A 26,620-nucleotide genomic window follows, 5' to 3' on the forward strand; every position below is an offset into this window, starting at 1 on the left:
TCGAGGTTGCTATGGCAGTTCGCCGTATTGAAGGTATGTTACATCTCGCGAACGAAGACCGTTATGCGATTTTAGTTGGTCGTTTTAATAGCTTTGTTGTTGAACATTTGCTAGAAGGTGCCGTTGATACATTGAAACGTCATGGCGTATCAGAGGATAATATCACTATTGTTCATGCACCGGGTGCTTGGGAACTTCCAGTGGTTGCAAAGAAACTTGCAGCTTCAGATCGTTTCGATGCCATCATCGCGCTTGGCGCAGTGATTCGTGGTAGCACGCCTCACTTCGATTTTGTTGCTGGCGAATGTGCCAAAGGTTTAGGCGTTGTTGGTTTAGACACTGGCTTACCAGTAATTAATGGTGTATTGACTACGGATAGTATTGAACAAGCGATTGAACGCTCAGGTACAAAAGCAGGCAATAAAGGTAGTGAAGCTGCCTTGACTGCTATTGAAATGGTTAACTTGTTAAAGGCTATTTAACGCTATGTCGCAAACACTTCAAGCAACTTATGCAGCAAAACGTAAAGCACGTCGCTTTGCTGTACAAGGAATTTATGAATGGCAAATGAGCCGCAATCCTGTGCATGAGATTGAAGCACGTACACGTGTGGATAATGCCATGCACAAGGTCGACCTCGGCTATTACCACGAGTTATTGACCGAGGTTGTTGCCAATCATGAAGCATTGGATGCGCTTTTAATCCCTGTACTCGATCGCGAAGTTGAAGCCTTAGATGGCGTTGAACTTGCAACCCTTCGTTTAGGCTCGTATGAACTCAAAGAACACCTTGAGATTCCTTACCGTGTCGTACTCGATGAAGCGATCGAGTTAGCTAAACATTTTGGCGGTGCAGACAGCCATAAGTACATCAATGGTGTATTGGATCGTTTAGCGACTAAATTGCGTGCAGCAGAAAAGCAACAAGCTAATTAATTTATTAAGTAGTATGTTGTATGGCTGAGTTCTCTATCATTGATACCTATTTTAATCGTCACAGCAGTAGTGCTGTCGATTTAGGGGTCGGTGATGACTCAGCCTTGCTCACCCCTCCTCCACAGCAACAATTGGTCATCTGTGCCGATACTCTCGTTGCTGGACGTCACTTCCCTCTCGACACCAACCCACATGCTATTGGCTGGAAATCTGTAGCCGTCAACCTTTCTGACATTGCTGCAATGGGCGCCAAACCACACAGTATTTTATTGGCATTGAGCCTACCCCAAATTGATCATGACTGGCTCAAAGGCTTTAGTCATGGTTTATATGATTGTTGCGATCAATTTGGTGTGAGTTTAATCGGTGGGGATACCACACAAAGTCCACATCTGACGATTTCAGTTACAGCCCTCGGCTGGGTAGAATCAGGACAAGCTGTCCCACGTTCAGGTGCCCAAGTCGGTGATTATATCTGCGTCAGCGGACAAGTCGGTGATGCTGCATTTGGCTTAAACCATTTAGGTCATCGCTTACAACGCCGTTTAGATTATCCCACACCACGTTGCTTATTGGGCCAACAGCTCAAAGGCTTAGCCAACAGTATGATTGATGTCTCTGATGGGCTCGCACAAGATTTAGGACATATCCTCGCTGCTTCACACGTCGGTGCAGAAATTGAATTAGATCAACTTCCTATCGATCACGATGTAAAACAATTACAACAAGAAAAGCAGTGGCAATACGCCCTCGCGGGTGGAGATGACTATGAGTTATGCTTTACAATAAGTCCGCAGAATTATCAAAAACTTCTGCAACTAAAATTAGATGTAAACATTAGTAAAATCGGTCAAATCACCCCAAATTTGGGAATCCGTTATAACAACCACGGTGTGGACCAAGTCATAAAATTTAAGGGATACCAGCATTTTGCATAAGCCAGCCATTAACTTTAAATCCATGTCTTGGTTTAACCGAGTCATCGCCTTTTGTGGCGTGGGATTTGGCTCGGGTCTTGCACCCAAAGCACCGGGCACCTTTGGCTCTGCTTTTGCTTTGTTGTTTATTCCAGGTTGGCTTGCAATCGGCTTTTTCAACTCCATTATAGTCATGATCATCATGTCGATTATTGGGATCTATATTTGCGGTCAAACCGCCAAAGTCATGGGCGTGCATGATGATGGGCGCATTGTATGGGATGAATTTGCCGGTCAGTCCATTACCTTCCTCCCAATTTTATATCTTGGGCAAATGAGCTGGACTTGGGCATTGATTGGTTTTGCTTTATTCCGTTTATTTGATGTCTGGAAACCGTGGCCTATTCGTGTCATTGACCGTCAAGTCGGTGGTGGCTTTGGCATCATGTTTGACGACATTATTGCAGGTCTTTGGGCCGCGCTTTGCATCTGTATTTATTTTTATATTTTGTCTATGTAATAGAAACACCTAGGATTAAACATGTCTACTAGCGTTATTATTCTTGCTGCAGGTAAAGGGACACGTATGCGTTCTCGTTTACCCAAAGTATTACAACCACTCGCAGGACAACCTTTACTCGGCCATGTCATCAACACTGCGAAAAAATTAAATGCAGAAGAAATAATTACCATCTATGGGCATGGCGGTGAATTGGTTCAAAACGCGTTTGCACATGAAAATGTCAAATGGGTTGAACAAGCAGAACAATTGGGTACAGGCCATGCAGTCAAAGTGACTCTCCCTGTCCTAGCAAAAACTGGGATTTCTTTGATTCTCTCAGGTGATGTGCCTTGTATCACTGAAGCAACATTACAAAAACTATTAGATGCATCTACTCAAACAGGTATTGGCTTAGTAACTTTAACGGTTAATGATGCGACAGGTTACGGGCGTATTGTACGTGAAAATGGCAAGATTCAAGCCATTGTTGAACATAAAGATGCTTCTGAAGAACAACGTAAAATCAAAGAGTTTAATACCGGTATTTATGCAGTGAGCAATGCCAAATTGCATGAATGGCTGCCAAAATTAAGCAATAATAATGCACAAGGTGAATATTACCTGACCGATATCGTTGCCATGGCAATTGCTGACGGTCTCGAAGTTGCATCTGTTGAACCTGAACGTGCGTTCGAAGTGGAAGGTGTCAATGACCGCGTACAATTGGCTGCCCTTGAACGTGAATTTCAAGCATTCCAAGCTAAACAACTGATGCAACAAGGCGTTCACCTGATTGATCCTGCCCGTTTCGACTTACGTGGCACACTGACTGTCGGTCAAGATGTCCGTATCGATATCAACGTAATTATTGAGGGTGATGTTGAACTCGGTGATAACGTTGAAATTGGTGCAGGTTGTGTGATTAAAAACACCAAGATTGCAGCAGGCACTAAAGTTCAACCATATAGCGTTTTTGACAGCGCCATTGTTGGTGAAGAAGCTCAAATCGGTCCATTTGCACGTTTACGCCCAGGCGCAAAATTAGCTGCAGAAGTACATATTGGAAACTTTGTTGAAGTTAAAAATTCAAGCATTGGCGTCGGCTCAAAAGCCAACCACTTTACCTATTTAGGTGATGCAGAAGTCGGTGCAGGTTCAAACATTGGCGCAGGCACCATTACCTGCAACTATGATGGCGCAAATAAATTTAAAACCATTATCGGTGACTCAGCCTTTATCGGCTCAAATAGCTCATTAGTCGCTCCTGTCACCATTGGTCATGGTGCAACAGTGGGTGCTGGCTCAACCATTACACGTGACGTGGCAGACAATAGCCTTGCGGTAGAACGTTCGAAGCAATTTGCCAAAGAAAACTATCAACGTCCCCAAAAATTGAAGAAATAAGAGGATTAAATTATGTGCGGTATTGTCGGTGGCGTTGCAGAACGTAGTATTACCAATATTTTAATTGAAGGCTTAAAGCGTCTTGAATATCGTGGCTATGACTCTGCAGGTTTAGCGCTGATTAATAAAGGCCATGTTCTACGTGAACGTCGCGTAGGTAAAGTTGCAAATCTTGAACAAGCCGTTGAAGAAGCAGATATCGCAGGTTCGGTCGGTATTGCACATACGCGCTGGGCAACCCATGGTAAACCGACTGAAAATAATGCCCATCCGCATATTTCAGGTAATGTTGCTGTTGTTCACAATGGTATTATTGAAAACTATCAAGAGCTTAAAGATGATCTTGAAGCGATTGGTTATGTCTTTACCTCACAAACAGATACAGAAGTTGTCGCACATTTAGTCAATGACGCTTTAAAAAGCACCCCGAGTCTTTTAGAAGCGGTTAAAAGTGTGGTGCCTCAACTCAAAGGTGCTTATGCACTGGGTATCGTACATACCGACCATCCTGATGAATTAATCACGGTGCGTGAAGGTTCACCTCTCGTGATTGGTGTCGGTATTGGCGAGAACTTTATTAGCTCGGATCAATTGGCACTTTTACCAATTACCAACCGTTTTATCTACCTTGAAGAAGGTGATATTGCACGTTTGACACGTAATACTATTGAAGTATTCGTCGATGGTAAATTGGTGAATCGCCCAATCAAAGAGCTTGATGCGACTGTCAGCAATGCTTCAAAAGGTGAATATAAACACTATATGCTCAAAGAAATTTATGAGCAGCCGGAAGCGATTAAACAAACGATTTCACAAGCCTTAAATGGTAATGCGCTTCGTGATGATTTCCTTGCCAATGCAGCTCAAGATTTCAGCCAAATTCAACAAGTGCAAATCATCGCTTGTGGTACCAGCTACCATGCCGGCATGATTGCCAAATATTGGTTTGAGCAACTCATTGACGTGCCTTGCCAAGTCGAAATTGCCAGTGAATTCCGTTATCGCTCGCCTGTGATTGTGAATAACACACTGTATGTTTGTATTTCTCAATCAGGTGAAACAGCCGATACTTTAGCTGCACTGCGTGATACGCAAAAACGTGCAGCAGCGAAAAGCTTGAATATCACCACCATGACCATTTGCAACGTCGCAACTTCGTCAATGGTACGTGAAACCAACTATAGTTTGTTAACACTCGCAGGCCCTGAAATTGGTGTTGCTTCGACTAAAGCATTTACCACACAGCTTGCGGCATTGATGCTATTGGTATTGAAAATTGGTCAAATTAAGCAAAGCATTTCAACTGACCGTGTTTCTGAAATTATTGCAGCGCTTTGGCATACACCAAAAGTGATTTTAGATACTTTACAAAATAATGCTGAGATTCTACGTCTATCAGAATTATTTGTTGAAAAAAATCACTGCCTATTCTTGGGTCGTGGAACTGAGTTCCCTATCGCTCTTGAAGGTGCTTTGAAACTTAAAGAAATTTCATATATCCATGCAGAAGGCTATGCGGCTGGTGAGTTAAAACATGGTCCATTGGCACTGGTTGATAATGATATGCCTGTGGTGATTCTAGCTCCACAGGATGACATGTTGGACAAACTCAAATCGAACATGGAAGAAGTGCAAGCACGTGGTGGTGAGTTATTTGTTTTCGCTGATGAAAATAGCGGGATCAAAGCCAAAGATCGTCAACATGTTGTGTATGTGCCAAGTGTGAATGAAATCTTGGCGCCGATTGTGTATAGCATTCCAGTACAACTGCTCTCTTATCATGTTGCAGTATTACGTGGTACTGATGTCGATCAGCCACGTAACTTGGCGAAGTCTGTGACGGTGGAATAATAATTTTTGATCAAGGGCTGGAATTGTATTCATATAATTAAGTTTGTATGAAATAATTAAGTTTGGATTTAATTATTTTAGTTTATACAAAAATTAAATAAACGAACACATATTCTAACCTGCAAATCTGGTGATACCTCACTAGATTTGTAGGTTTTTTAATATACTTGAATTCAATTTAACATTCATATAAAAAAAATTATTAATATACAGAATATTCAATAAGCTACAACTCTAGTTTCACACTTGAGTAGCCTAACTTTTTTAAAATTATCTTTTTAAAATACCAATCATTCTTAAGATGATTTCTACCTCCCTGAGCAAAATCACGCTTTTAAAAAGAAATAAGCATACAAACTTAATTGCACTCAATATTTGATATAGAAATATATATACAAACTTAATTTTCAAAATTATAAAAGCAAAACAATCAATATCAATAACTTAAGTATAAAAATAAAACAAACTTAATTAAATACCAATATTTAAGCCTTCTTTTAGGTATAAAAGGTAAAAAATGACCTTAAGATTTATTCATGAAAAATTACTATGAGCGATTTTGCCTATCTTCAACGTTTTTCAAACTTATAAATTGAGTGTTACAATACCCAGTAAAAACATAAATATTTGATTTACATAAACAATATCAATAAAATTATAAAATTTTATTTGTATTTAAATATATTTAAGTTTGTATAATTATGCCAAATACAAAATCTAGCCTCATTAGATATGATTAATTATCAACCACAACCTCTTGGTCTTCGTTATGGCAAAAATTATAAAAAACTACGAAGAATTGATAACTCAAGGATATGGTCAAGGTCATGGACGTGATTATAAACCGTGTAAAACTGTTCATAACTTTAGCTCAATTGGTCGCTCTCACAGAGTACAAGGCCGAGTCAGCAAACGCCTCCATCACTTTTTTTTCTGATCTAGAACTATCCACTTTTTTGCTACTTGATTGGAATCAAAACGTTACAGATATTCGCGAACATTATCCTTTGGATATTTATGATCTTAACTCCATCTGTTCTCGTTATCAGATGAAAAAGGTATCGATTGATTATATACCTTTTACCCTATCTTCAGATTTTTTAGTTGATTTCGGCAAGTTTTCTATAGCCCTTGACACTCTTTACAGCAAGGATCTGAATAAAGCTCATATTATTGAGTCATTAGAAATTAAACGTCGTTACTGGGAGGAAGAGCATAATACCCCGTTCAAGCTGATTACTGAAAAAGACATCCCTGCTACGGTACTAGAAAATATTAAATGGCTGTATGTAGAAAAAAATGATCTTGAAATAACGAATCACATGATTGATCAAGCAGTTTATTTTATGGAAGAAATTAGCCAGTATCCTCAAAGCTCCTTAATCACCTTCTGTAAGCATATTGACCAAACTCAAAAACTGGATATCGGAACGACGCTCGCGTTGTTCAGAAAACTATTTGCACTGCGAATACTGCAATTTAATCTAGAAATTTCGTACTTGGAGCTTAAACTCTCTGATATTCATGCAAGTAATTTGCTCCAGAATGAGAATACAGTACATGCAACTAATTAATTCAGTTTACGTCTTGAATTCAACACAATACCGGATACTCAAATTCTTACCGCAATATACGGTATGGATTGCGATTGATAATAAAAATGCTTTCCCTGAACTCATTTTGTCCGAGGAACTTAAAACTCTATCAGATAATCAAAGCCTGATACCAGTACAAGATCCTTATGAATATTTAAAACTATTAAATTTGGGTGAAAACTCGATTCAACTCAAAAAAAGAGATGACAACTTTTTAATTATTCAAGATTTAATTAATGATGAACAAGTTCTTATCAATGCAAAAATCAGGACTGCAAAAATTAAAACTACACATCTAGAAAAAGAAGTATCAATTAATAAAATTCTACGACTCCTAAGACGCTACTGGCAGCGTGGTCAAACTATAAATGCTTTGGTACCGGACTATGAAAACTCAGGTGGAAAAGGCCAAAAAAGAGCCATAGGTGATAAAAAAATTGGCAGACCACGCATCTATGAATCGAATGAAGGTAAGAATGTCACTGAACAGGTTGAATTATATTTTAAGAAAGCCATCGAAGAGTATTTAGTTCCTGTCAAAAAACAATCCATTAACGAAACTTATCTTCGGTTTAAAAATTTGTTTTCCAAGCACTTTCATCAAGTGCAAGCTGCCGATATTCCAACTTATGCTCAATTTTATTATTTTTATAATACGCGATACAGAAATAAGACCAATTCCAAGGCAATTCTGACGAATCAGAAAACCCTGAAAGATCACAAACCTTTGACTTCAACAGCGACCAAGCAAGCAAATGGTCCTGGTGCACGTTATGAGATAGATTCAACTGTTGCTGACATCTACCTTGTATCATCACGAGATCCATCACAGATTATTGGCAGACCTACCGTATATATTGTTATCGATGTATTCAGCCGGATGATTACTGGGCTTTATGTCGGTATGGAAAACAGTTCATTTAACATAGCCATACAATGCCTTAGCGTCGCAATCCAAGATAAAGTGACATTCTGTCAGAGTTACGGCTTGCAAATCCAACCGGAAGACTGGCCTATTTATGGTTTACCTGGTGCCATACTTGCAGACCGCGGTGAACTAATTGGATATCAAATTGAACTTCTTGAAAAAAACTTTTCTGTTCGAATTGAAAATGCGCCACCGTATCGAAGCGATGCCAAAGGTATTGTGGAAAGGGCTTTCGGAATTATTCAGTCACGCTTTAAATCCTACGAGAATATCGGTGTTGTTTCTGGATTCAAGGAAAAAAAGAAAGGCGGACATGATTATCGGCTAGAAGCTTGTCTGACTCTGGAAGAATTCAGAAAAATCATATTAAGCTGCGTCTTATTACGCAATAATTTTGACATTTTGACAAAATATGATCGCAGTGCCGATATGCCAACTGACCTGCCTTCTATCCCTCTTAAGCTCTGGCAGTGGGGCCTACAGCACCGTACTGGGATGTTGAGACAAGTGGATAACAAATCACTATATGTTGGCTTGCTACCTAGGATCGATGCTTCCTTAAGTGACCACGGACTTAAAGTCAAAGGATTAGTCTATCAATGTGTAGAAATGCATAAACTAGGCTGGTTTGTAAGGAATACTACAAAATCTCGCCCAAAAAAATTACAGATTGGTTTTGACCCATATTCAGTAAATACTATTTATGTTTTCTTTGATGAAAATAAATTGGAATACTGGGAAGCCCATTTAAGTGATGCCTCGCGTCAATATCAGCATCTAACCTGGTGGGAAGCTGAACTCATTCAAAAAGCCATCAAAACTGTTGAAAAACAACATTCACAGCTCAAGTCTGTAGCCGTCAGCGAATTACAGGATTTTACTGACAAAATCATACAGACAGCACGGAGTCGGCAAGCTCAATCTGGCATTTATCAGCTTTCTAAAGCACAGCGTACCCGGAATATCCGCCAGAACAAACAAGAGGCAATTCAGGTAGAACGTGAGGAACACATCCAGAACAGAGTTGGCCATTCTATCCAGACGATCTATCCAAAACAGAACACCACTCAAACACCCCAAACTCAAAGTGACAATCTGGATTTAACAAATCAACCAGATTTAATGAGACAATTATTTGAAGAGGATGATGAAGAATGAATAATAATGAACACAAGCTCAATACCTCCATAGAAGACATCTATGGGAATAATCCTCTCATTACTCAATTACCACCTATCCTTGACACTAAGTCAGTCATTAAGCACCTACGTGGGAAATTGAAATTTATTCCAGAACAACGTTTTTTACCTCAGCCGGAAAGAATCCATCTGATTGCCCAACTGCCCCATGATTTTTTTCAACCATTGACTAAGCACCTATCTCTTGAACAAAAAATTTCTATTATGATTCGGCAAGGTTATGTGAGTAGAAACATCACTAATGGGGATAGACAGCGACATTTAAATGCCGCTTTTCAGCAACTAGAACTTTCAAATGAAAGCTCTTACCGCTATGCACCTCCAGAGTCAACCGCAACCAGCATGTCAATTATAGGATGTTCGGGAAGCGGTAAAACAACAACAATAAACAAGATTTTGCGTTATTACCCACAAGTGATTGAACATAGAGAGCTAGGATTAAAACAAATTGTTTACCTTAAAATTGATTGTCCGCATGACAGCTCTTTAAAAAACTTATGCTCAAACTTTTTTAGAGCAGTAGATTTAGCATTAGGAGATACGAACTTTGAGCATCGCTTTACTAGAAGCCGCTTAAATGTGAATGCAATGCTCCAGCAGATGAAAATCATCGCAAACAATTATTCCATTGGACTTTTAATCATCGATGAAATCCAGCATTTAAATACAAAAAAATCTGGTGGGGCTGAGATCATTCTTAATTTCTTTGTCACACTAGTGAATGTAGCATCTATCCCAATCGTAATGATTGGGACACCTAAAGCTAATGAAATTCTACAAGAAGACTTGAGGTCAGCTAGACGCAGTGCGGGATTAGGCTCTTTAATCTGGGAGCCTATGCGTAATGAAGTACCGACACCCGATCCTAGTACTACTGATCAAATGATCATTTCTGAATGGTATGCTTTTACCAACAAATTATGGCAATACCAGTGGGTTCAACAACCTACTGAACTGACCGATGAGTTAAGAACCACTTGGTATTATTTTACACAGGGTATTCCAGATCTAGTGGTTAAGTTGTTCTGTCTAGTGCAAATTCATGCGATCACTATCGGTCTAGAAAAAATCACCTCAGAATTATTTAAAAAAGTCTACGAAGAACAATTGCAGCCAGTTCATGACATTCTAGATGCCTTGCGTTCAGGCAATCCTACACGTATTGCACGATATTCTGACCTCACTATTCCTCAAGTTCAAATTGAGAAATATATTGAACAGCACCATGTTAAAGCGGTATTAAAAACAGAAAAACAGCATAAAGATCTAGGACCACATTATTCCGTCCTTATTGGTATGCTCACGACCTTAGGCCACTCCGCAGCGACAATAGAATCACATGTCACATCTACATTAAAAAAATACCCAAACGAAAACTTACAAGTATTACTCCAACATATTTTGGAAGTATTAGATAACTCTGTAGTAATTGATAAGGTTGGCCAATCTCAATCCACTACTACAGTAAGAAAGCCACGAAAATCTCGTAAAGTCATGAAAGCAGAGGAATGGAAGAATACTGAAGCGAATGACTTACGAAACTTTTTCAGTCAAGCACAAGAACAGGAAGTAGATGTTTATGAATTATTAAAATCATCTCACTATTTGTTTGATCCTACCTGTCCTGTTTTGCATTAAGTAAAAAATAGAGAGTAGGGGTATTATGATTTCAAATTTTCCAACACCATATCCAGATGAGTTAATTTACAGTGTGATTGCACGTTATGCCATTCACAATGGAATTTTAAGCCCCAAATACCTTACTGAAGAATTATTCAAAAACAGGAACCTAACTCCGACTTACGATTTACCTTCGCATATAGATACTTTGGCCAGTTATTTACCAGACCAATATAATGCGCTTACTTTGATCAGCCAGCACACTCTATTACCCATTTATCTACCATTTCAGACTGATACAGTAATGCATTATGCAGTGGAGGCATTACGGAGTGAGAAACACTATCCCTTGCATACTAAATTAGGGAAAAATGCATCGCTGATCAAATCAGTGAGTTTTTTTCGATTTTGCCCGCATTGCTGGCAAGAACATATCGAGCAATATGGTGAAGTTTACTGGAAACGCAGCTGGCAGATTACAGGATATGAATATTGTACAAAACATAAGTCTGCCCTTTTTATAAGCTCGATCCCATGTAATGGACTAGACCGAAAATTTTATGCTGCTCATTTAAATGCTCTTCAGCATTCTTCACAACTTATAATTAATGCACATGACTTAGATCGCCATATCGAACTTGCAGAATTAATCGAAGAATTACTCAGTCATTCCCCCCACATCAGTGTGCGAAATTTTCCGATGTTATCGAATGCCTATTTCAATCTCTTAAAAGACAGTGATTTACTGTTAGGTCACAAAAATATCAACTATGAAAAAGTTCGTCAGCTTGTCGTCGATTATTGGGGTGAAAGTTTTCTTCAATACTATCACTTAGGTGATCTACTATCTGAGAACTGCTGGCTCAAGAATATATGCCGAAAACATCGTAAAGCATTTTCTTATCTTGAACATTTCATTGTATTAAAAGCTCTTGTTCCAGAGCAAAAACCGATTGATATATATGAGCAATATATTCGCCAAGCATCAATCGAACTAACCGACTTGGATCAAGCGGACGAAGCTCCACCTATATGGGTTAATAATAAAGTAGATAAGATTTTATCTGAAGATCAAAAACAATGGACAAAATTAATTCAGAAAAATTCTGCTAAGCAGGCGCGTCAGTGTGACCCGGCACTTTATGCTCGTTTATATCGCAATCATAAGGACTGGCTATTACTGACAAATCAATCTGCTGTGATATTGCCTTCTGCTATTACCAAGACACGTGTAGATTGGAAAAAGAGAGATCTACAGTTTATTCAACAGCTCATCAAAATCCGGGATCAATTATTAGAAGATCTCGACTCTCCACAATGGACAAAAAAGTTTTTTATTAAACAACTTGGTTCGGTGAGTATGATTGAAAAAAACTGGAATTTTCTCCCATTGACTGCCGCCTTTCTAGATCGTTACGCTGAATCTGTAGATTGTTATCAAATACGACGTCTTACACGAACATTTATTCGTCAACACATTGAAAGCCTGTCCTATCCACCGAGTGTCTTTCTTCGACTATCCGGATTAAGCCTTGAACGTTTAACACCAGAAGCGCATCGTTTTTTTGAAAATATTAAGGGAAATAAATAGTGGCTAATCTTCCATTCATATGTTTACCAGAATCAACAGAATACTACAGTGCAACAAAGATAACTCATCGTGGTGAGACTCGTTTCAATATTCATACTACTATGTACAATCCTCAGGAAAAACACTTTTTTCCGTCTAAAAGGCCAATAGAAAGTATCCTGTTATATCACCACAAAACACCTATGAGCAGTTCTCATCCTGTACCTTTAGTCAACCATAAGCTCACTCAGATTGATTTGGGAATATTGAATAATACCAATACTGAACATCCCGAGGTGAACGCTCTTCATACCTATAGAGGTCGTCCATGCTTTAGTTTTCCATATAGCGATACCAACGTATTTAACGATGGCTGGATCATCCAATTACCTAAACTGATACTCGCACGAGATCTTTTTTTCTCTCATCCATACCTATTGCGGGCTGCATTATTTTCTGAAAGATATACAACTGATGTCCTAGTTGATCATGATGATACTAGAGCGTTTCATATTTTTGTTGCTCCAAACAGAAAAATCACAGCAAAAGATCTGAAGGATCCTGTTTTTCTAAAAAAACTAGCATTAATTTTATTACACCCTGAACTAAACCAATCTTTTTTAAGCATTTATGAAAAGACTATTAGAAATCAAGCTCCGTCTAAAGACTATGACTTTGATATGAATGTACCCATACTAAAAAACATTCAACTCGATGTTGATGGATGTATTTATCCGGATAAAAAAATATTTCGGATCGAACGTATTAATTCATTTGGAAATTTGGAAACTGGAATACATAAGCCTGTTCAATTTCATTTTGTCTCTAAAAAAAGCCTAGGACAGGCTAAAAACATATTGGATACAAAAAAGTCTAATAAAAAACAGGCAAGTCAGGATAAGTCTAAACTTGATGATGAAGCTAATGCTGATATTGACTCACAAATTGCTCAATTACGAAATATTGTAGGGCAAATTTATACTGTAGAAGATCTACAAATTTCACTAAATACGTCATGTTCAGAAATTAATATACAAAGACAACACGTCAATGGGGAAACTCATCAAATGGACCAACCATTTTCTGGTGGAGAAGGAGAAGATGAAGGTACACTACCAGGATTTACTATAGAATCAGAAACCGAATTTGAAAGCTCCAGCTATCAAGATTTCAGTAAAATGCTAGAAGAGATACGAAAAAAAGGATATAAGATCAATTATACTCACAATCAGCCTTTCATAAAATATGGCCGATTCAGGGGGCATAAATTGACTAATGGTCAAGATCGCCGATTTTATGTAACCCTCATACTCGACCAAGAAGATAATAAGCTTTTTTATTTATGTGAAATTGATACTTCTGATGAAAAAAAGAATATTTCCACATTACTCGTACCATATGATATTAATACAAGTAAAATCTTTCTGGAAAAGACTTTAGAATCTTTCAAAATTGCAATTTTGTCGCAGTCTTTAAGCTGGCCTAAGGCCTTTATTACTGAAGTGCACAATATCAAATCACATATAATGATTAATCATCCTTCAAAACAATACCTTGCAATTAGTACCCAATACTATTCAGACTGGGCACAACGTATTTTAGAAAAATGGAAATATAGATCGAACTTACTATGAATCCTAAATTCATGCTCAAACCAAATACCGTGGCTAAGAAAAATGTAATTTTTGACTCAAAAAATTAAGAATGAAAGTAACAAGATCGCATATTTTTAGCCTTATACTATGACCATATCTTATATATTTTCAGGGATCTTGAGAACTTACATGACAAAACTCACATGCTTTAAAGCCTATGACATTCGTGGCAAGCTTGGTACAGAACTCAACGAAGACATTGCTTATAAAGTGGGACGTGCTTATGGCCAAATCTATCAGCCTAAAACTATTGTCGTCGGTTGTGATATTCGTCTCAGCAGCGAAGGCCTGAAACAAGCGACCATGCGTGGTTTAAATGATGCCGGTGTGAATGTTTTAGATTTGGGTATGACAGGCACAGAAGAAATTTATTTCGGTGCTTTCCATCTCGATGTTCAAGGCGGCATTGAAATCACTGCAAGTCATAATCCGATGGATTACAACGGCATGAAGTTGGTCCGTGAAAATGCACGACCTATTGGCGCTGACTCCGGATTGAAAGACATTCAAGCTTTAGCAGAATCAGGGAGTTTTGTAGAGGTCGCTCAAAAAGGGAAAATTCAATCCTATAATATTTTGCCTGAATTCATCAATCATCTGATGACCTACATTAATCCGACAAAAATCCGTCCGCTTAAACTGGTTGTGAATGCAGGCAATGGTGCCGCAGGTCATGTCATTGATGCGATTGAAGCAAAGTTTAAAGAACTGAATGTGCCTATCGAATTTATCAAGATTCATCATGAAGCCGATGGCACATTTCCAAATGGCATCCCCAACCCGATTTTAGTTGAAAATCGTGATAGTACTCGCAATGCTGTACTTGAGTATGGCGCTGACATGGGCATTGCTTGGGATGGCGACTTTGACCGTTGTTTCCTTTTTGATGAAAAAGGTCAATTTATTGAAGGTTATTATATTGTTGGCTTATTAGCCCAAGCCTTCTTACTGAAACAATCAGGCGAAAAAATTGTGCATGATCCTCGTTTGGTTTGGAATACCTTTGATGTGATCGAGCAATATCAAGGCCAAGCGATTCAATCTAAATCGGGTCATTCCTACATTAAAGAAAAAATGCGTGAGCATAATGCAGTGTATGGCGGTGAGATGTCAGCACATCATTATTTCCGTGATTTTTCTTATTGTGACAGCGGCATGATTCCGTGGTTGCTAGCCGTTTCTGTACTTTCAGAAACACAGCAAACACTTTCTTCACTGGTTGAAGATATGATTGCCAAATTCCCCTGCTCCGGTGAAATTAACTTTAAAGTCGCTGATACCCAAGCCACCATTCAAAAGATCTTTGATCATTTTGCCAATCAAAATCCAGTAATTGATTATACAGATGGCGTGAGTTTAGATTTTGGGGCTTGGCGCTTCAATGTCCGTGCATCCAATACAGAGCCATTATTACGTCTGAACATTGAAAGTCGTGCAGACCAAAATGCCAAACCAATGCAAAGCTATGTCGATGAACTGACCCAACTTATTCTTGGTTAATAAAAAAGCCGAATAATTTGTTATTCGGCTTTTTTTTCATTTTTGCTTTCAATTAAAACAAAGATCGATCCAAAGGCAGCTCTAAGCCGACCGAAACACCACTATCCTTTCCACTACGATCCGAATCTGCAATCCAACCACTCAATTTTAATGGTATATCGCGGCGTAGTTGATGCGTCCATGTTAAATCAATCCCTTTCAGCTCATCATTTACCGGAAAAGCGTGATTCATGCTTTTATTTGACTGATTCACCTTAGCAACAAAAGCACGTCCATTTAGACGATTCATTGCATCAAAACGAATATCCCCACCGATACTATACATTTGACCATCGCCACCCATAGCATGCCCTAAAGGGAAACCATGCTGGTAATAACCATCTTGATAAATATAGTGGTTATATGAAATACCTTTTGTCTCACCATTGGTTCGCGTATCTGCCCACTCTGCATAAACTTGGTATGGCATATTATTGAATTGGGAAGAGTAATCTACGCCAGCCAAATACATTTTCTTAGAAGGCAAAAGTCCTGCCTCATCTTCACCTACATATTGAGCATACATACTCATCGGAATGCCCGTGAAATGATTGATATTTAGACGTGCATCTAATCCTGCAATTTGATTGGACTTATCTAAATCACCATCATAGAAGTTATCATTGCCTTTAATGGCATTCCATAATGAATCCCAACTCTCTGAACGCCCTTCTCCGCCCCATTGAAGAACCCGAGACGCACCCAATTCTAAATAAGGCAAAGGCTGAGCAGTAAGACGAAGACCTAATAGTTTTGCATCAGGAATTGCAGCATAATCATCTAACTGCCCACCAAAAGCTTGATATTGCCAAGGCCCAATCCAAGACAGCCATTTAGTTTCAAAGGCTTTTTGGTCTGCTCTTTGCATAGTAAAGCCATATACAGGGCGACTCGCATCACCTCGGATTAAACTACCCTCATGTCCAGGTCCCCAATAAGTTGGAATTTGACCAGCAATCAACCACTGATTCCACAGTTTTCCTGCAATATAGGAACCTTCGACATTCACATCTTGCCCATGATCAATAATTGGGTCTTTTTCTGCATTCACACGCAGTCGTGCATCCCATTGTGCACCACCAGCATTTAACTCAAGAGCTGCTTGATATTGTGACTTTTGCTCATCCGCAAATTTTTGTGGGATATTTTGTGGATCAGTTTCGGCAAATAATGCGAGTTTGACAGGTGCATTTTCTGTTTCTAGATGAGTACGGACTTGATCGATTAGTTTTCGTTGAACTGAATTTTCAATTTGAGCATTCGATAAAGCCCGTTGTATTTCTTCGCTACTCAATGGCCAAGTTGATGTGCTAATTTGAATCACACCTTGTTGATTCAGCCAATTTAGATCTGTACGTAAATCTTCATTATTTAAGACAATTCCTTGCGCCATGGCAGGTAATGAAAAAGCTGACAAAACAGCCAAAGACATTAATTTTAAATATTTATCTTTCATCTACGTTTAAAATCCTAGCTATTTTGTCAAACATCATAACGATATTTTTCATTTTTAAAGCATATGTATATCAATATTTGCAGAATTGATACACGAAAGAAAGTGATGAACAAACAAGATAATCAACTGAAATCATCGTGCTCTTCTTCGCTCATCTCCTATCTATGTTTTTAAGCTTAATTAGACCGATACGTTAAAAACCATTCGGATTTTTCTTTTGCCAGTTCCAGCTATCTAACAGCATATCTGCTAAGCCAAACTGAGGTTGCCAACCTAACTCTGCTACAGCACGGGTATTATCGGCAAATGATGTCGCAACATCTCCAGCACGACGTGGTGCAAATTCAAAAGGAATTTGAATACCATTCACTTTTTCAAATGCAGTGGCAATTTCAAGTACAGAACAACCATTCCCAGTACCAATATTCCATGCACGGCAGCCCTGCGCATTTAGCCGATTATTTAAGGCACATAAATGTGCGTTGGCTAAATCTACAACATGAATATAATCACGAACGCCTGTGCCATCTATTGTCTCGTAATCATTGCCAAAAATAGACAATTTTTCACGTCGCCCTACCGCAACTTGGGTGACATAAGGCATTAAATTATTTGGAATCCCTTGCGGATCCTCACCAATTTGACCGCTTTTATGAGCACCAACTGGATTAAAATAACGTAATAAAGCAATGGACCAACGCGTATCTGATTCTGCCATTTTTTCCAATAACTGCTCGACAATCAACTTGGTGTAACCATAGTTATTGCTTGGCATACCTGTTGGCATCGTTTCATTTAAGGGTGAAACATTGGATTCATCATAAACGGTTGCAGATGAACTAAAGACCAGATTAAAGACATCTGCGCGTTCCATCGCTTTGATCAAGCTAATAGAACCCGAAATATTATTTTCAAAATACTTCAGTGGAAATTCTTGGCTTTCACCCACTGCTTTTAGACCAGAAAAATGAATAACAGCGTCAATATTATGGCTGTTAAAAATCTGATCTAGAATTTGTTGATCTAAAATATCACCTTCAATGAAGTCTAATGTTTTAGAGGTTAGCGTTTGTACACGCTTTAAAGATTCTGCTGAACTATTCGATAAGTTATCGAGTACAACCACCTCATGGCCAGCATTTAAAAGCTCTAGACAGGTGTGCGAACCAATAAAACCTGCACCACCTGTAACTAATACTTTAGACATGTTCCTTTCCCATTAAAATATTGATGAGCCCTTGTGTCGACGCATCTAAACTGGATAAATCGCTCTGTTCACCATTCAAAATAGGCAGTAGCTGATTGGCAATTTCTTTGCCTTTTTCTACACCCCATTGATCGAAGGGATTGATATTCCATAGTACAGACTGAACAAAGACTTTATGTTCATACATCGCAATCAACATACCTAGACTATATGGGTTAAGTTCTTGTAACAGTATCGTTGTACTTGGCTGGTTGCCTTCGTATTGCTTATAGCTTTCTAATGTAGCAACTTCGGCTGGATCTAAAGCTTGATTACCAAAAGCCAACAGCCGAGACTGTGCCAAACAGTTTGAAAGTGCCAAATGATGTTGTTCAATTAAGGACTCGGCATTGTCCACATAGGTAAATTGCTGCGCCTTATAACGTTGTACAGGTGCGATAAAATCACTACTAACGGATTGTGTACCTTGATGTAACAACTGGTAGAAAGCATGTTGTGCATTCGGTCCAACTTCCCCCCAAATAATCGGGCAGGTATCCCATTGTACTTTTTGATCATTACGCTGGATCGATTTACCATTCGACTCCATTTCAAGTTGTTGTAAATAGGCAGAAAAATACTTTAAGCGGCCATCATAAGGTAAGACTGCATGGGTCTGTATATCTAAGAAATTATTATTCCAAGCTCCTAACAAACCCATCAGCACAGGAATATTTTTTTCAAAGGCGCATTTTGAAAATGCTGATCAAGCGCATGCGCACCCGCTAAAAATTGCTTAAATCCGTCTACGCCAATGGTGAGCGCAATGGGCAAACCAATGCAAGACCACAATGAATAACGACCACCGACCCAATCCCACAATAAGAATTGGTTTTCAGCAGCGATACCCCAAGCAGTCATTTTTTCAGGCTTAGTCGATACCCCAATAAAATGATGTTTCAAAATTTGTGGTTCTTGCCCCAAAGCTTTTTCCAACCAAATACGAACTGTTTGTGCATTGGATAAAGTATCAATCGTACCAAAGGATTTGGATGAAATCACAAATAACGTTGTTTCTGGACGTAACTGATGTAATAAGTCTGAAAGCTGAGTCCCATCAATGGTTGAGACAAAATGAATATTTAAAGGCTTTTCAGTGGTTTTTTTAAAATCAGATAAGGCATGACTAACCATCAACGGACCTAAATCTGAACCGCCTACCCCAATATTCACCACATTTTGTATGACTTCACCTGTGGCACCCCGACATTGCCCAGCATGGATTTTATCCACCAAGGCATACATACGTTCAAGTTGAGTATGTACCAACGCTGCAACATCTGCATGCTGCGGTGTATCTTTCGGTAAACGTAGTGCCCAATGCATGGCTGCACGTTGTTCAGTATAATTAATACTTTCAGATGAAAATAATCGTTTAATCCACGGTTTTAAATTTTGCGCATCTGCCCACTGTACTAAGTGCTGCAATACTTTTTGATTAATACGATGCTTACTAAAATCAAATAAAATTGGCGCTAAAGACACGCTGAATCGATCAAATCGTTGCGGATCTTCAGCGAATAATTGTGTTAAATGCTTTAAATTAAACTCTACTTTTAACTCATTCAAACCTGAAATTACAGTATCTAAGTTTTCAACAGGATAGGGATAAATTGGCGCAGCCATTAGCGTCCTACTCCCATATAAGCAAAGCCTTGTGATTTGACATAGGCAGGATCATAAATATTTCGACCATCCAAAATTAGTGGATGCTGCATGGTTTTAAGCAATGCAGGATAATCTGGGCTCCAATATTGCTTCCACCCTGTCAGTAGGCACAATGCATGTGCATCTTGAGTCGCTTCGTACTGGTCCTTGCAATAGATTAGATCTGTACGTTGTCCATATTCTTTTTCGATTTCAGGCAAGGCTTGAGGATCATGTAATTTTACAATCACACCCTGCGCCCACAGGGCATTTAACATCGCATGAATCGGCGATTGTTGAATACGACCCGTATTTTCCTTAAAGGCAGCGCCCCAAATCGCAACCGTTTTCCCTGCTAAGTTGCCTTGATAGTAATTCCACAACTTGCGGAACAAGATTTCTTTTTGCTGTTCGTTAATGTCCCAAACTTGTGCCAACAATTGGCTATTGGCACCGCTACCCAATACGGTATGCGTTAAAGTCTGAATATCATGGGAAAAATTTTCCCACCAAACCCGCGCCAGGCGACAAATATGATCCACCGATTCGACTATCTGCAGCCATACCTTGACGGACATATTCGATATCAATGCCAAGCTTTTCTGCAACAACAGCAAGGTCATTAATATAACTAATTCGCGTTGCCAACATACCGGAAATACTCAGTTTTGTGAACTCAGCATCTAATACAGGCATAAATAGATATTGATTGTCTCTTGGGAATAAAGGCCGCAGTAATTCCTTTATTTTGATTTGAGTTTTCTCATCACTACACCCCACAATGAGTGGCTCTGCCTGAGTCATACTGGATAGTGCATTACCTTCTTGGATCATATCGGGTAAATAAACCCACTGATCATGAGGCAAATGACCTTGAAATTTATCCGTACCGTGTAGCCCCAAGGTAGAAGCATTGATCATCAGTTTTGGATGGATGATTGGGCGCAATTTTAATTGTTTTAAAATTTCAACACCCTGATATTCTTCTGTTGGTAGAAAACTGAAAAAATACGCATCAATATCAAATGGAATTTGATCAAAATTGCAGTAACTTAAAAAACCCTTTTCTAGTTGCTTATCCAGAAGATGTTTCACTGCATCATCTTGTGTATAAAATTGTTCAGAATTTGTTTTTTTAAGGACATTGCACCAAAATATGTGATGCCCACACTCCGCCAACAATGCAGCCAACACACCTGCATAAAGGGTTTGTCCAAAGACTGCAACTTTCATCAATTTACCTTTATTTATAATTTGAGTTCTTGAATCAAATTCTTAAACGCGTCACCCAATTTTGGATGATCAATACCATAATGTAGTACTGCTTTTAAATAGCCTAGTTTACTTCCGCAATCGAAAGTCTGGCCTTTCATACGATAGGCTTCAACTACATCTGTTTGCTGTAGCATCGCTATTGCATCCGTTAATTGAATTTCGTTACCCGTACCTTTGGGGGTTTGCTCAAGTAAAGTCATAATTTGAGCAGGGAGAATATAACGCCCCACCACTGATAAATTTGATGGTGCGGTACCGACAGCAGGTTTTTCGACAATGCCTTGCATTTGAATGCTATGCCCTTCAGTAGGTATTTTAGCAACATCAACAATACCGTATTGATCCACCAAATGATCAAGTACAGCTTCCACCATAATTTGTGCTGCTTGAGTCTCGTTAAAGCGTTGGATCATCAAACTGAGATCATTCTCTGCTTCAACATCTTTAACCAATACATCAGGCAGTAATACCGCAAAATCCTCTTCACCAACAACTGCTTTTGCACACAGTACAGCATGTCCTAAACCGAGTGGATGTGGTTGACGTACGCTAATCACACTGACATGCGGTGGAAGAATTTCTGTAATTTCTTTAAGCAAATCAAATTTTTTCTTATTTTCTAAAGTTGTTTCAAGTTCAAAGTTGCGATCAAAGTAGTTTTCAATTGATGATTTTGAACTATGTGTCACCAAAATAATCTGTTCAATACCTGCTGCGACGGCTTCACGTACCACATATTCAATAGCCGGACGATCAACAACAGTGACCATTTCTTTAGGAATAGATTTACTTGCAGGAAGAAAACGAGTGCCAAGGCCTGCGACTGGGAGAATAGCTTTTTTGATCATTGCATTTTACACAAAATAAGATGTTATTTACGAAGAGAATCAGCTTGAGAATTGTGCTGATTAGAGAAGCGCACTGCACCAACTTCTTGATCTGGTGCATTAATTCCTTCTTTTTTCAGCATTACTTTAACTGTTTTAAACATAATTTTAAAATCTAGCCAAATTGAATGGGTATCCACATATTCGACATCTAAATCAAACTTTTCTTCCCAAGATAAATTATTACGACCACTAACTTGAGCGAGTCCTGTCATACCAGGCTTCACCTCATGACGGCGCATTTGATGTTCAGAGTAATGTTCTAAGAAATCTTTCATTTGTGGTCGAGGACCAACAATACTCATTTCACCCTTTAATACATTTAAAAGCTGTGGCATTTCATCTAGAGTAGTTGCACGCAATTTATGCCCAAATGGCGTAATTCTTTGATCATCAGGTAAAGGATTGCCTTCCTTATCAAAGGCATCTTTCATCGATCTAAACTTAATCATCTTAAAAATTTTAGCGTCTTTTCCTGGTCGTTCTTGCAGAAAAAAAATAGGAGAACCTAAATTTTGACGAACTTTATACGCTACTAAGAGGAAAACTGGGAATAAAATAATTAAAGCTATGCAAGCAATTAAAAAATCTAAAATTCTTTTAATCATTGTTTCAACCACTTTTCTTAAAGAGAAAATTATACTAAGCACAGTATATATAATCCCATAAGTTTGTTAATTAAAAATTACCAGATTGTACAACCATAATTCGATTTAGTTTTCAAAATATATTTGATGGTATTTTTTTACCATCTCTTGCATACTAAATTTCTCTAATGCACGTTTGCGAGCTTTAGAACCCAACTCAATAACAAGCTCTCTATTGAAAATAAATTTTTTTATACATTCTTTCAAACCTTCAGCATCACCATCATATAGCAAACCAGTTTGACCATCTAAAACCACTTCAGGTATTCCTTCAACTTTTGTAGATATAGCAGGAATTCTGAAAAATGCAGCTTCAACAAAATTAAGGCCAAAAGCCTCCCATTTAGATGGTTGACATATCACATCCACTGAGTTTAAAAATTTATTTTTATCATAAATCCACCCCACAATATTTATAGTTGATTCCAACTGTAATTCTTTTATCATACTTTCACATTTAGATTTTAATTCTCCATTACCTGCTAATGTAAATCTTACATCAGGATTAGAATCAAGAACACCTTCTACTTTCAAAAGATATATAGCATTGATAAATTCTATTGGATTTTTTTGATCATCTAATCTAGCAAAAAAAGCAAAATTCAAACCTGAATTGGGACTAGATGAATTATCTGATACTTGGAATTTCGAAAAATCCACACCGTTATATATAGTTTTAGTATTAGCAATAGGATAATATTTTTTATAAAAATCATTAACAGTAATATTATAATGACCAAAATATAAAGAAAACAATTCCGCAAAATAGAAAATAATTCTTTTAAAAAAAAGGATATGGCTATGAAATGCAATACCATGAACTGTATGCACAATTTTCTTACATCCTGCCAATCGAGCAGATATTCTTGCTATAATACCTGGTTTAGTTGAATTAGTATGAATAATATCAAAATTATAAAGTTTAAAAATTTTATATAAATCTTTAAACGCATAATAATCATGCTTGCCTATTTCCCTTTTTAGATTAGGCACTTCAATAATAGTAACACCAATTTCATTAAATTGATTAATAAAATCTTCACTAAAGTCTTCAAGTTTAGCACATATCATATATAGATCATGATTTTTACAATCCAAGCTAGACATAATATCCAAAGAAACCTGCTGAGCTCCGGATAACTGAGGTACAACTTGGACATGAGCGATTTTCACTTTAAATCCTTACTAATAATTTGGTTTTCATAAACTTTTATATACTTTTCAACCATAATTTTCATATCAAAATTTTTGGATCGGTTATATGTATATTTTGCACACTCATCATAAAAAAACTTATCATTATAAAGTTTTAAAATCAATTTGCCCAAACTCTCAGTATTATTATTAAATAAATATTGAGGATTATTAACAACAAAATCTAACCCATCAACATTGGAAGCTACAAACGGCTTACCTGTTGACATAGCCTCTAAAGCAGCTAAAGAAAGACCCTCAAAATTTGATGCTAATATATTAACATCAGCCATATGCATCAAATTAAAAATATCTCCTCTAGAGCCAAGAAAAAAAACTCTATCTGATAGATTATTCTCTTTAACTAACAACTCAATATCATTTTTCCCTGTTCCCTCTCCAGCAAATAAAACTTTAATATTGGATGGCAAATTTTTAAGCGTATCAACAATAACTTTATGATTTTTTTGAGATGTAAATCTTGCAGACATTAAAAGTAAAAAGTCATTTTCATTAAGTTTGTATTGGGTTCTCTTAGAAGGTAATGCACAATTAATAGCATTAACATCAATAGCATTCTCAATAATTGTTAATTTATCAGCCTTTACAGTTAAATTTGAATAAACAAAATCAAATACCTGCTGAGACAAGCAAACGATATGTGAAAATTTTTTATATATAAAATTTTCAATATATTTAAACAAAAAATTTGATGCTCTTCGATTGAAAGAATTATGTTCTGTAAAAACAATAGGTGCTGAATTCTTATTCAGAATTCGTCCCAATGCAACTTGATAAGAACTAGGAAAAATATGTACATGTACAACATCATACTTATCTAAATACTTGGATATTTTATAAGCAAAATAAGGATTAAATCTATTCGCATTTTTTGACAACTTAATTACATGAATATTTGATTCCTCAAGCTCACGTAAAAAATGTGATTCATGTCCATCTATTAACAGCACATCAACATTTATATTTTTTTCCAGTAATGCTTTAGATAAATTAACTACAAATCTTGCACCACCACTAGTTTCTGGTAAAAAATCAATAACCTGCAATATATTCACAAAAACCTCAACAATTAAATCAGATATAACATTGATATACTTATAATTAAAATATCGTAAAATACGACTGAAATTACTTCAACATATTTATTTTTCATATTTAGACTCTAAATTTTACTTTTGATATTATAGTAAAAAATAACAAATAAGTAATCATTGTAACATATGCGCCAATCCAACCATGAAATAAATAAAAAACTGAAAATACTCCTACCAAAAGTAGCATTTTATTACCATAAAATTTCTTAGCTATAAAAAAACCTAGTGATAATATAATCACAATATAAAGAATATAAAAAATGAAACTTTCTTGAAGTATAATTAACCAACCAGCCAATCCTGGATTTGAATTCCAATCACCACGTGAGGAAAACAACATGTAAACCATAGCTTGGGCTAGAGTTGGAGTATCTTGGGTACCAAATATTTTTAAAAAAATTGTTTGTATAACACCCTCCCCCCAATATGGTAAAATTCTATTAGAATTATAAGCTTGGATCAGTTTCTCTGAATTCTCCCATATTAAAGCAATGTGATAATTATGTTGAAACCTATTAAAGATAAAATATAAACTTTCATCCAATAGTGTAATATAACTATTTTTATCAACTACTTCAAAAATTGAAAAAATACTATCATTTGATCTCATAGCCCATTTCATTAAGACTAAATATGGAACCAAAAATAATACTAATACGAAAAAAAACAAATATACAATAAGATTCTTTAAAGAAACTCTTAAAAACTCTTTTCTACAAGCATAAATAAAGAAAACTAATAACACGCCCCCCATCCATCCTCGAAGTGTACTAGAAACAATAAATAAAATACTATTCAAAGAAAATAACTTATTAGATTTAATAAAAGGAGAAAACAATATGTAAAATAAGTCAGCTGGAAGTAGCACAAAAAATGTATTCAAAATTGGATTAGTAGCTTTTACCGAAACTCCTGCTATATTAGTACCATAGTATGCATTGTATAACAAAAATAAAAGTTGAAATGAGAATAAAACAAATGCCCCTTTATTATATATATAAAATTCATTTCTTATACCTTTTACTTGTTTAAAAATAAAAAATACAATAAAAATAATACAACAAGCTAACAACTGAAAAATAAAAGCCACAAAGAAACTTGAAGACTTTAAATTAAACAAAGTAAGTTCTATATCAACCCTATTGCTATTAAAACCAATAATTGCAAATATAAAATTAACAATCAAATAAAACAACATTAACAAATAGAAAGGATTAATTTTCAGCATAAAAAATTCTCATATCACAATCTACTAACATAACGCATCAACATACATTTATAAGTAGCAATAATCAATCCAACCAGAAAAACGGAATACCACATATACAATTTAATCAATGCAGCCCATATTTTAATTTACTTCTCAACCTTACTAAAACAAAAAAAGTGTTAGGCATATATGTTGCTATCTTAAATAAAACTTGTGGGATACCAATG

The 26,620-nt window shown here is 37.1% G+C and carries 19 protein-coding genes and 2 pseudogenes; 12 read left to right on the forward strand and 9 right to left on the reverse strand.

Features of this window, described 5'->3' with window-relative positions; all coding sequences use genetic code 11:
* The first annotated feature begins 11 nt into the window (after nucleotides 1-11).
* From ribE to AVJ20_RS13060, 12 genes are all read left to right on the forward strand, one after another.
* The gene (gene ribE, locus AVJ20_RS13005; protein WP_111885509.1) at nucleotides 12-482 is read left to right on the forward strand and encodes a 6,7-dimethyl-8-ribityllumazine synthase; all 471 of its coding nucleotides are present in this window, start codon (nucleotides 12-14) and stop codon (nucleotides 480-482) included.
* 4 nt (nucleotides 483-486) lie between these two features.
* Nucleotides 487-936 carry a transcription antitermination factor NusB gene (gene nusB / locus AVJ20_RS13010; protein ID WP_111885510.1) on the forward strand — a complete coding sequence of 150 codons (450 nt, stop codon included), beginning with the start codon at nucleotides 487-489 and terminating at the stop codon, nucleotides 934-936.
* Between the two features lie 20 nt (nucleotides 937-956).
* A complete protein-coding gene (gene thiL / locus AVJ20_RS13015; protein ID WP_111885511.1) occupies nucleotides 957-1,874 on the forward strand; it encodes a thiamine-phosphate kinase in 918 nt (305 codons plus the stop codon).
* A 22-nt stretch (nucleotides 1,875-1,896) separates the two neighbouring features.
* Entirely contained in the window at nucleotides 1,897-2,373 is a 477-nt protein-coding gene (locus AVJ20_RS13020) for a phosphatidylglycerophosphatase A (RefSeq protein WP_078194116.1), read from the forward strand.
* A gap of 21 nt (nucleotides 2,374-2,394) precedes the next feature.
* Entirely contained in the window at nucleotides 2,395-3,759 is a 1,365-nt protein-coding gene (glmU, locus tag AVJ20_RS13025) for a bifunctional UDP-N-acetylglucosamine diphosphorylase/glucosamine-1-phosphate N-acetyltransferase GlmU (RefSeq protein ID WP_111885512.1), read from the forward strand.
* A 12-nt stretch (nucleotides 3,760-3,771) separates the two neighbouring features.
* Nucleotides 3,772-5,610, forward strand: coding sequence for a glutamine--fructose-6-phosphate transaminase (isomerizing) (glmS, locus tag AVJ20_RS13030; RefSeq protein WP_111885513.1), 1,839 nt, complete (start codon nucleotides 3,772-3,774; stop codon nucleotides 5,608-5,610).
* A gap of 827 nt (nucleotides 5,611-6,437) precedes the next feature.
* Complete coding sequence (locus tag AVJ20_RS13035) at nucleotides 6,438-7,184, forward strand: TnsA endonuclease C-terminal domain-containing protein (protein WP_228157212.1); 747 nt, start codon at nucleotides 6,438-6,440, stop codon at nucleotides 7,182-7,184.
* The gene (locus AVJ20_RS13040; RefSeq protein WP_111885514.1) at nucleotides 7,171-9,291 is read left to right on the forward strand and encodes a Mu transposase C-terminal domain-containing protein; all 2,121 of its coding nucleotides are present in this window, start codon (nucleotides 7,171-7,173) and stop codon (nucleotides 9,289-9,291) included. Before AVJ20_RS13035 ends, AVJ20_RS13040 begins: the two co-directional genes overlap by 14 nt.
* Nucleotides 9,288-10,970, forward strand: a complete 1,683-nt coding sequence (locus tag AVJ20_RS13045; RefSeq protein WP_111885515.1) for an AAA family ATPase — start codon at nucleotides 9,288-9,290, stop codon at nucleotides 10,968-10,970. The genes AVJ20_RS13040 and AVJ20_RS13045 overlap by 4 nt, the downstream gene beginning before the upstream one ends.
* A 25-nt stretch (nucleotides 10,971-10,995) precedes the next feature.
* Nucleotides 10,996-12,543, forward strand: coding sequence for a TnsD family Tn7-like transposition protein (locus tag AVJ20_RS13050; protein ID WP_111885516.1), 1,548 nt, complete (start codon nucleotides 10,996-10,998; stop codon nucleotides 12,541-12,543).
* Entirely contained in the window at nucleotides 12,543-14,156 is a 1,614-nt protein-coding gene (locus AVJ20_RS13055) for a Tn7-like element transposition protein TnsE (protein ID WP_111885517.1), read from the forward strand. Before AVJ20_RS13050 ends, AVJ20_RS13055 begins: the two co-directional genes overlap by 1 nt.
* A gap of 150 nt (nucleotides 14,157-14,306) precedes the next feature.
* A complete protein-coding gene (locus tag AVJ20_RS13060) occupies nucleotides 14,307-15,677 on the forward strand; it encodes a phosphomannomutase CpsG (protein WP_111885518.1) in 1,371 nt (456 codons plus the stop codon).
* 52 nt (nucleotides 15,678-15,729) lie between these two features.
* Here the strand turns inward: AVJ20_RS13060 and AVJ20_RS13065 are convergent, their stop codons facing one another.
* The 9 genes and pseudogenes from AVJ20_RS13065 to wzy all read right to left on the reverse strand — a co-directional run bounded on the left by AVJ20_RS13065 (nucleotide 15,730) and on the right by wzy (nucleotide 26,411).
* Nucleotides 15,730-17,172: a capsule assembly Wzi family protein gene (locus AVJ20_RS13065; RefSeq protein WP_111885519.1), complete on the reverse strand. Its 1,443-nt coding sequence runs from the start codon at nucleotides 17,170-17,172 to the stop codon at nucleotides 15,730-15,732.
* Nucleotides 17,173-17,365: 193 nt separating this feature from the next.
* Nucleotides 17,366-18,379 carry a UDP-glucose 4-epimerase GalE gene (gene galE, locus AVJ20_RS13070; RefSeq protein WP_111885520.1) on the reverse strand — a complete coding sequence of 338 codons (1,014 nt, stop codon included), beginning with the start codon at nucleotides 18,377-18,379 and terminating at the stop codon, nucleotides 17,366-17,368.
* A pseudogene (gene pgi, locus AVJ20_RS13075) lies at nucleotides 18,372-20,044 on the reverse strand (glucose-6-phosphate isomerase). The gene galE and the pseudogene pgi overlap by 8 nt, the downstream one beginning before the upstream one ends.
* Nucleotides 20,044-21,298 (reverse strand): annotated as a pseudogene (locus AVJ20_RS13080) (UDP binding domain-containing protein). The pseudogenes pgi and AVJ20_RS13080 overlap by 1 nt, the downstream one beginning before the upstream one ends.
* Before the next feature lie 14 nt (nucleotides 21,299-21,312).
* Nucleotides 21,313-22,188 carry a UTP--glucose-1-phosphate uridylyltransferase GalU gene (galU, locus tag AVJ20_RS13085; protein WP_111885521.1) on the reverse strand — a complete coding sequence of 292 codons (876 nt, stop codon included), beginning with the start codon at nucleotides 22,186-22,188 and terminating at the stop codon, nucleotides 21,313-21,315.
* A gap of 23 nt (nucleotides 22,189-22,211) precedes the next feature.
* The gene (locus AVJ20_RS13090; protein WP_171319282.1) at nucleotides 22,212-22,835 is read right to left on the reverse strand and encodes a sugar transferase; all 624 of its coding nucleotides are present in this window, start codon (nucleotides 22,833-22,835) and stop codon (nucleotides 22,212-22,214) included.
* A 105-nt stretch (nucleotides 22,836-22,940) separates the two neighbouring features.
* Entirely contained in the window at nucleotides 22,941-24,047 is a 1,107-nt protein-coding gene (locus tag AVJ20_RS13095; protein WP_111885522.1) for a glycosyltransferase family 4 protein, read from the reverse strand.
* On the reverse strand, nucleotides 24,044-25,144 hold the full coding sequence (locus tag AVJ20_RS13100; protein WP_111885523.1) for a glycosyltransferase family 4 protein: 1,101 nt from the start codon (nucleotides 25,142-25,144) through the stop codon (nucleotides 24,044-24,046). The genes AVJ20_RS13095 and AVJ20_RS13100 overlap by 4 nt, the downstream gene beginning before the upstream one ends.
* A 100-nt stretch (nucleotides 25,145-25,244) precedes the next feature.
* Complete coding sequence (gene wzy, locus AVJ20_RS13105; protein ID WP_111885524.1) at nucleotides 25,245-26,411, reverse strand: oligosaccharide repeat unit polymerase; 1,167 nt, start codon at nucleotides 26,409-26,411, stop codon at nucleotides 25,245-25,247.
* Nucleotides 26,412-26,620 lie beyond the last annotated feature (209 nt).

Origin of the sequence: Acinetobacter sp. CFCC 11171, from assembly GCF_003268405.1 — a bacterium.
Taxonomy (GTDB): domain Bacteria; phylum Pseudomonadota; class Gammaproteobacteria; order Pseudomonadales; family Moraxellaceae; genus Acinetobacter; species Acinetobacter amyesii.

Bases quoted from the DNA above. Each gene is read 5' to 3' on its own strand.
- galE (WP_111885520.1), bottom strand. From the start codon at position 18,379: ATGTCTAAAGTATTAGTTACAGGTGGTGCAGGTTTTATTGGTTCGCAC.
- glmS (WP_111885513.1), top strand. From the start codon at position 3,772: ATGTGCGGTATTGTCGGTGGCGTTGCAGAACGTAGTATTACCAATATT.
- AVJ20_RS13050 (WP_111885516.1), top strand. From the start codon at position 10,996: ATGATTTCAAATTTTCCAACACCATATCCAGATGAGTTAATTTACAGT.
- glmU (WP_111885512.1), top strand. From the start codon at position 2,395: ATGTCTACTAGCGTTATTATTCTTGCTGCAGGTAAAGGGACACGTATG.
- AVJ20_RS13090 (WP_171319282.1), bottom strand. From the start codon at position 22,835: ATGATTAAAAGAATTTTAGATTTTTTAATTGCTTGCATAGCTTTAATT.
- AVJ20_RS13040 (WP_111885514.1), top strand. From the start codon at position 7,171: ATGCAACTAATTAATTCAGTTTACGTCTTGAATTCAACACAATACCGG.
- ribE (WP_111885509.1), top strand. From the start codon at position 12: ATGGCAGTTCGCCGTATTGAAGGTATGTTACATCTCGCGAACGAAGAC.
- AVJ20_RS13035 (WP_228157212.1), top strand. From the start codon at position 6,438: ATGGACGTGATTATAAACCGTGTAAAACTGTTCATAACTTTAGCTCAA.
- nusB (WP_111885510.1), top strand. From the start codon at position 487: ATGTCGCAAACACTTCAAGCAACTTATGCAGCAAAACGTAAAGCACGT.
- AVJ20_RS13060 (WP_111885518.1), top strand. From the start codon at position 14,307: ATGACAAAACTCACATGCTTTAAAGCCTATGACATTCGTGGCAAGCTT.
- thiL (WP_111885511.1), top strand. From the start codon at position 957: ATGGCTGAGTTCTCTATCATTGATACCTATTTTAATCGTCACAGCAGT.
- AVJ20_RS13045 (WP_111885515.1), top strand. From the start codon at position 9,288: ATGAATAATAATGAACACAAGCTCAATACCTCCATAGAAGACATCTAT.
- wzy (WP_111885524.1), bottom strand. From the start codon at position 26,411: ATGCTGAAAATTAATCCTTTCTATTTGTTAATGTTGTTTTATTTGATT.
- AVJ20_RS13020 (WP_078194116.1), top strand. From the start codon at position 1,897: ATGTCTTGGTTTAACCGAGTCATCGCCTTTTGTGGCGTGGGATTTGGC.
- AVJ20_RS13065 (WP_111885519.1), bottom strand. From the start codon at position 17,172: ATGAAAGATAAATATTTAAAATTAATGTCTTTGGCTGTTTTGTCAGCT.
- galU (WP_111885521.1), bottom strand. From the start codon at position 22,188: ATGATCAAAAAAGCTATTCTCCCAGTCGCAGGCCTTGGCACTCGTTTT.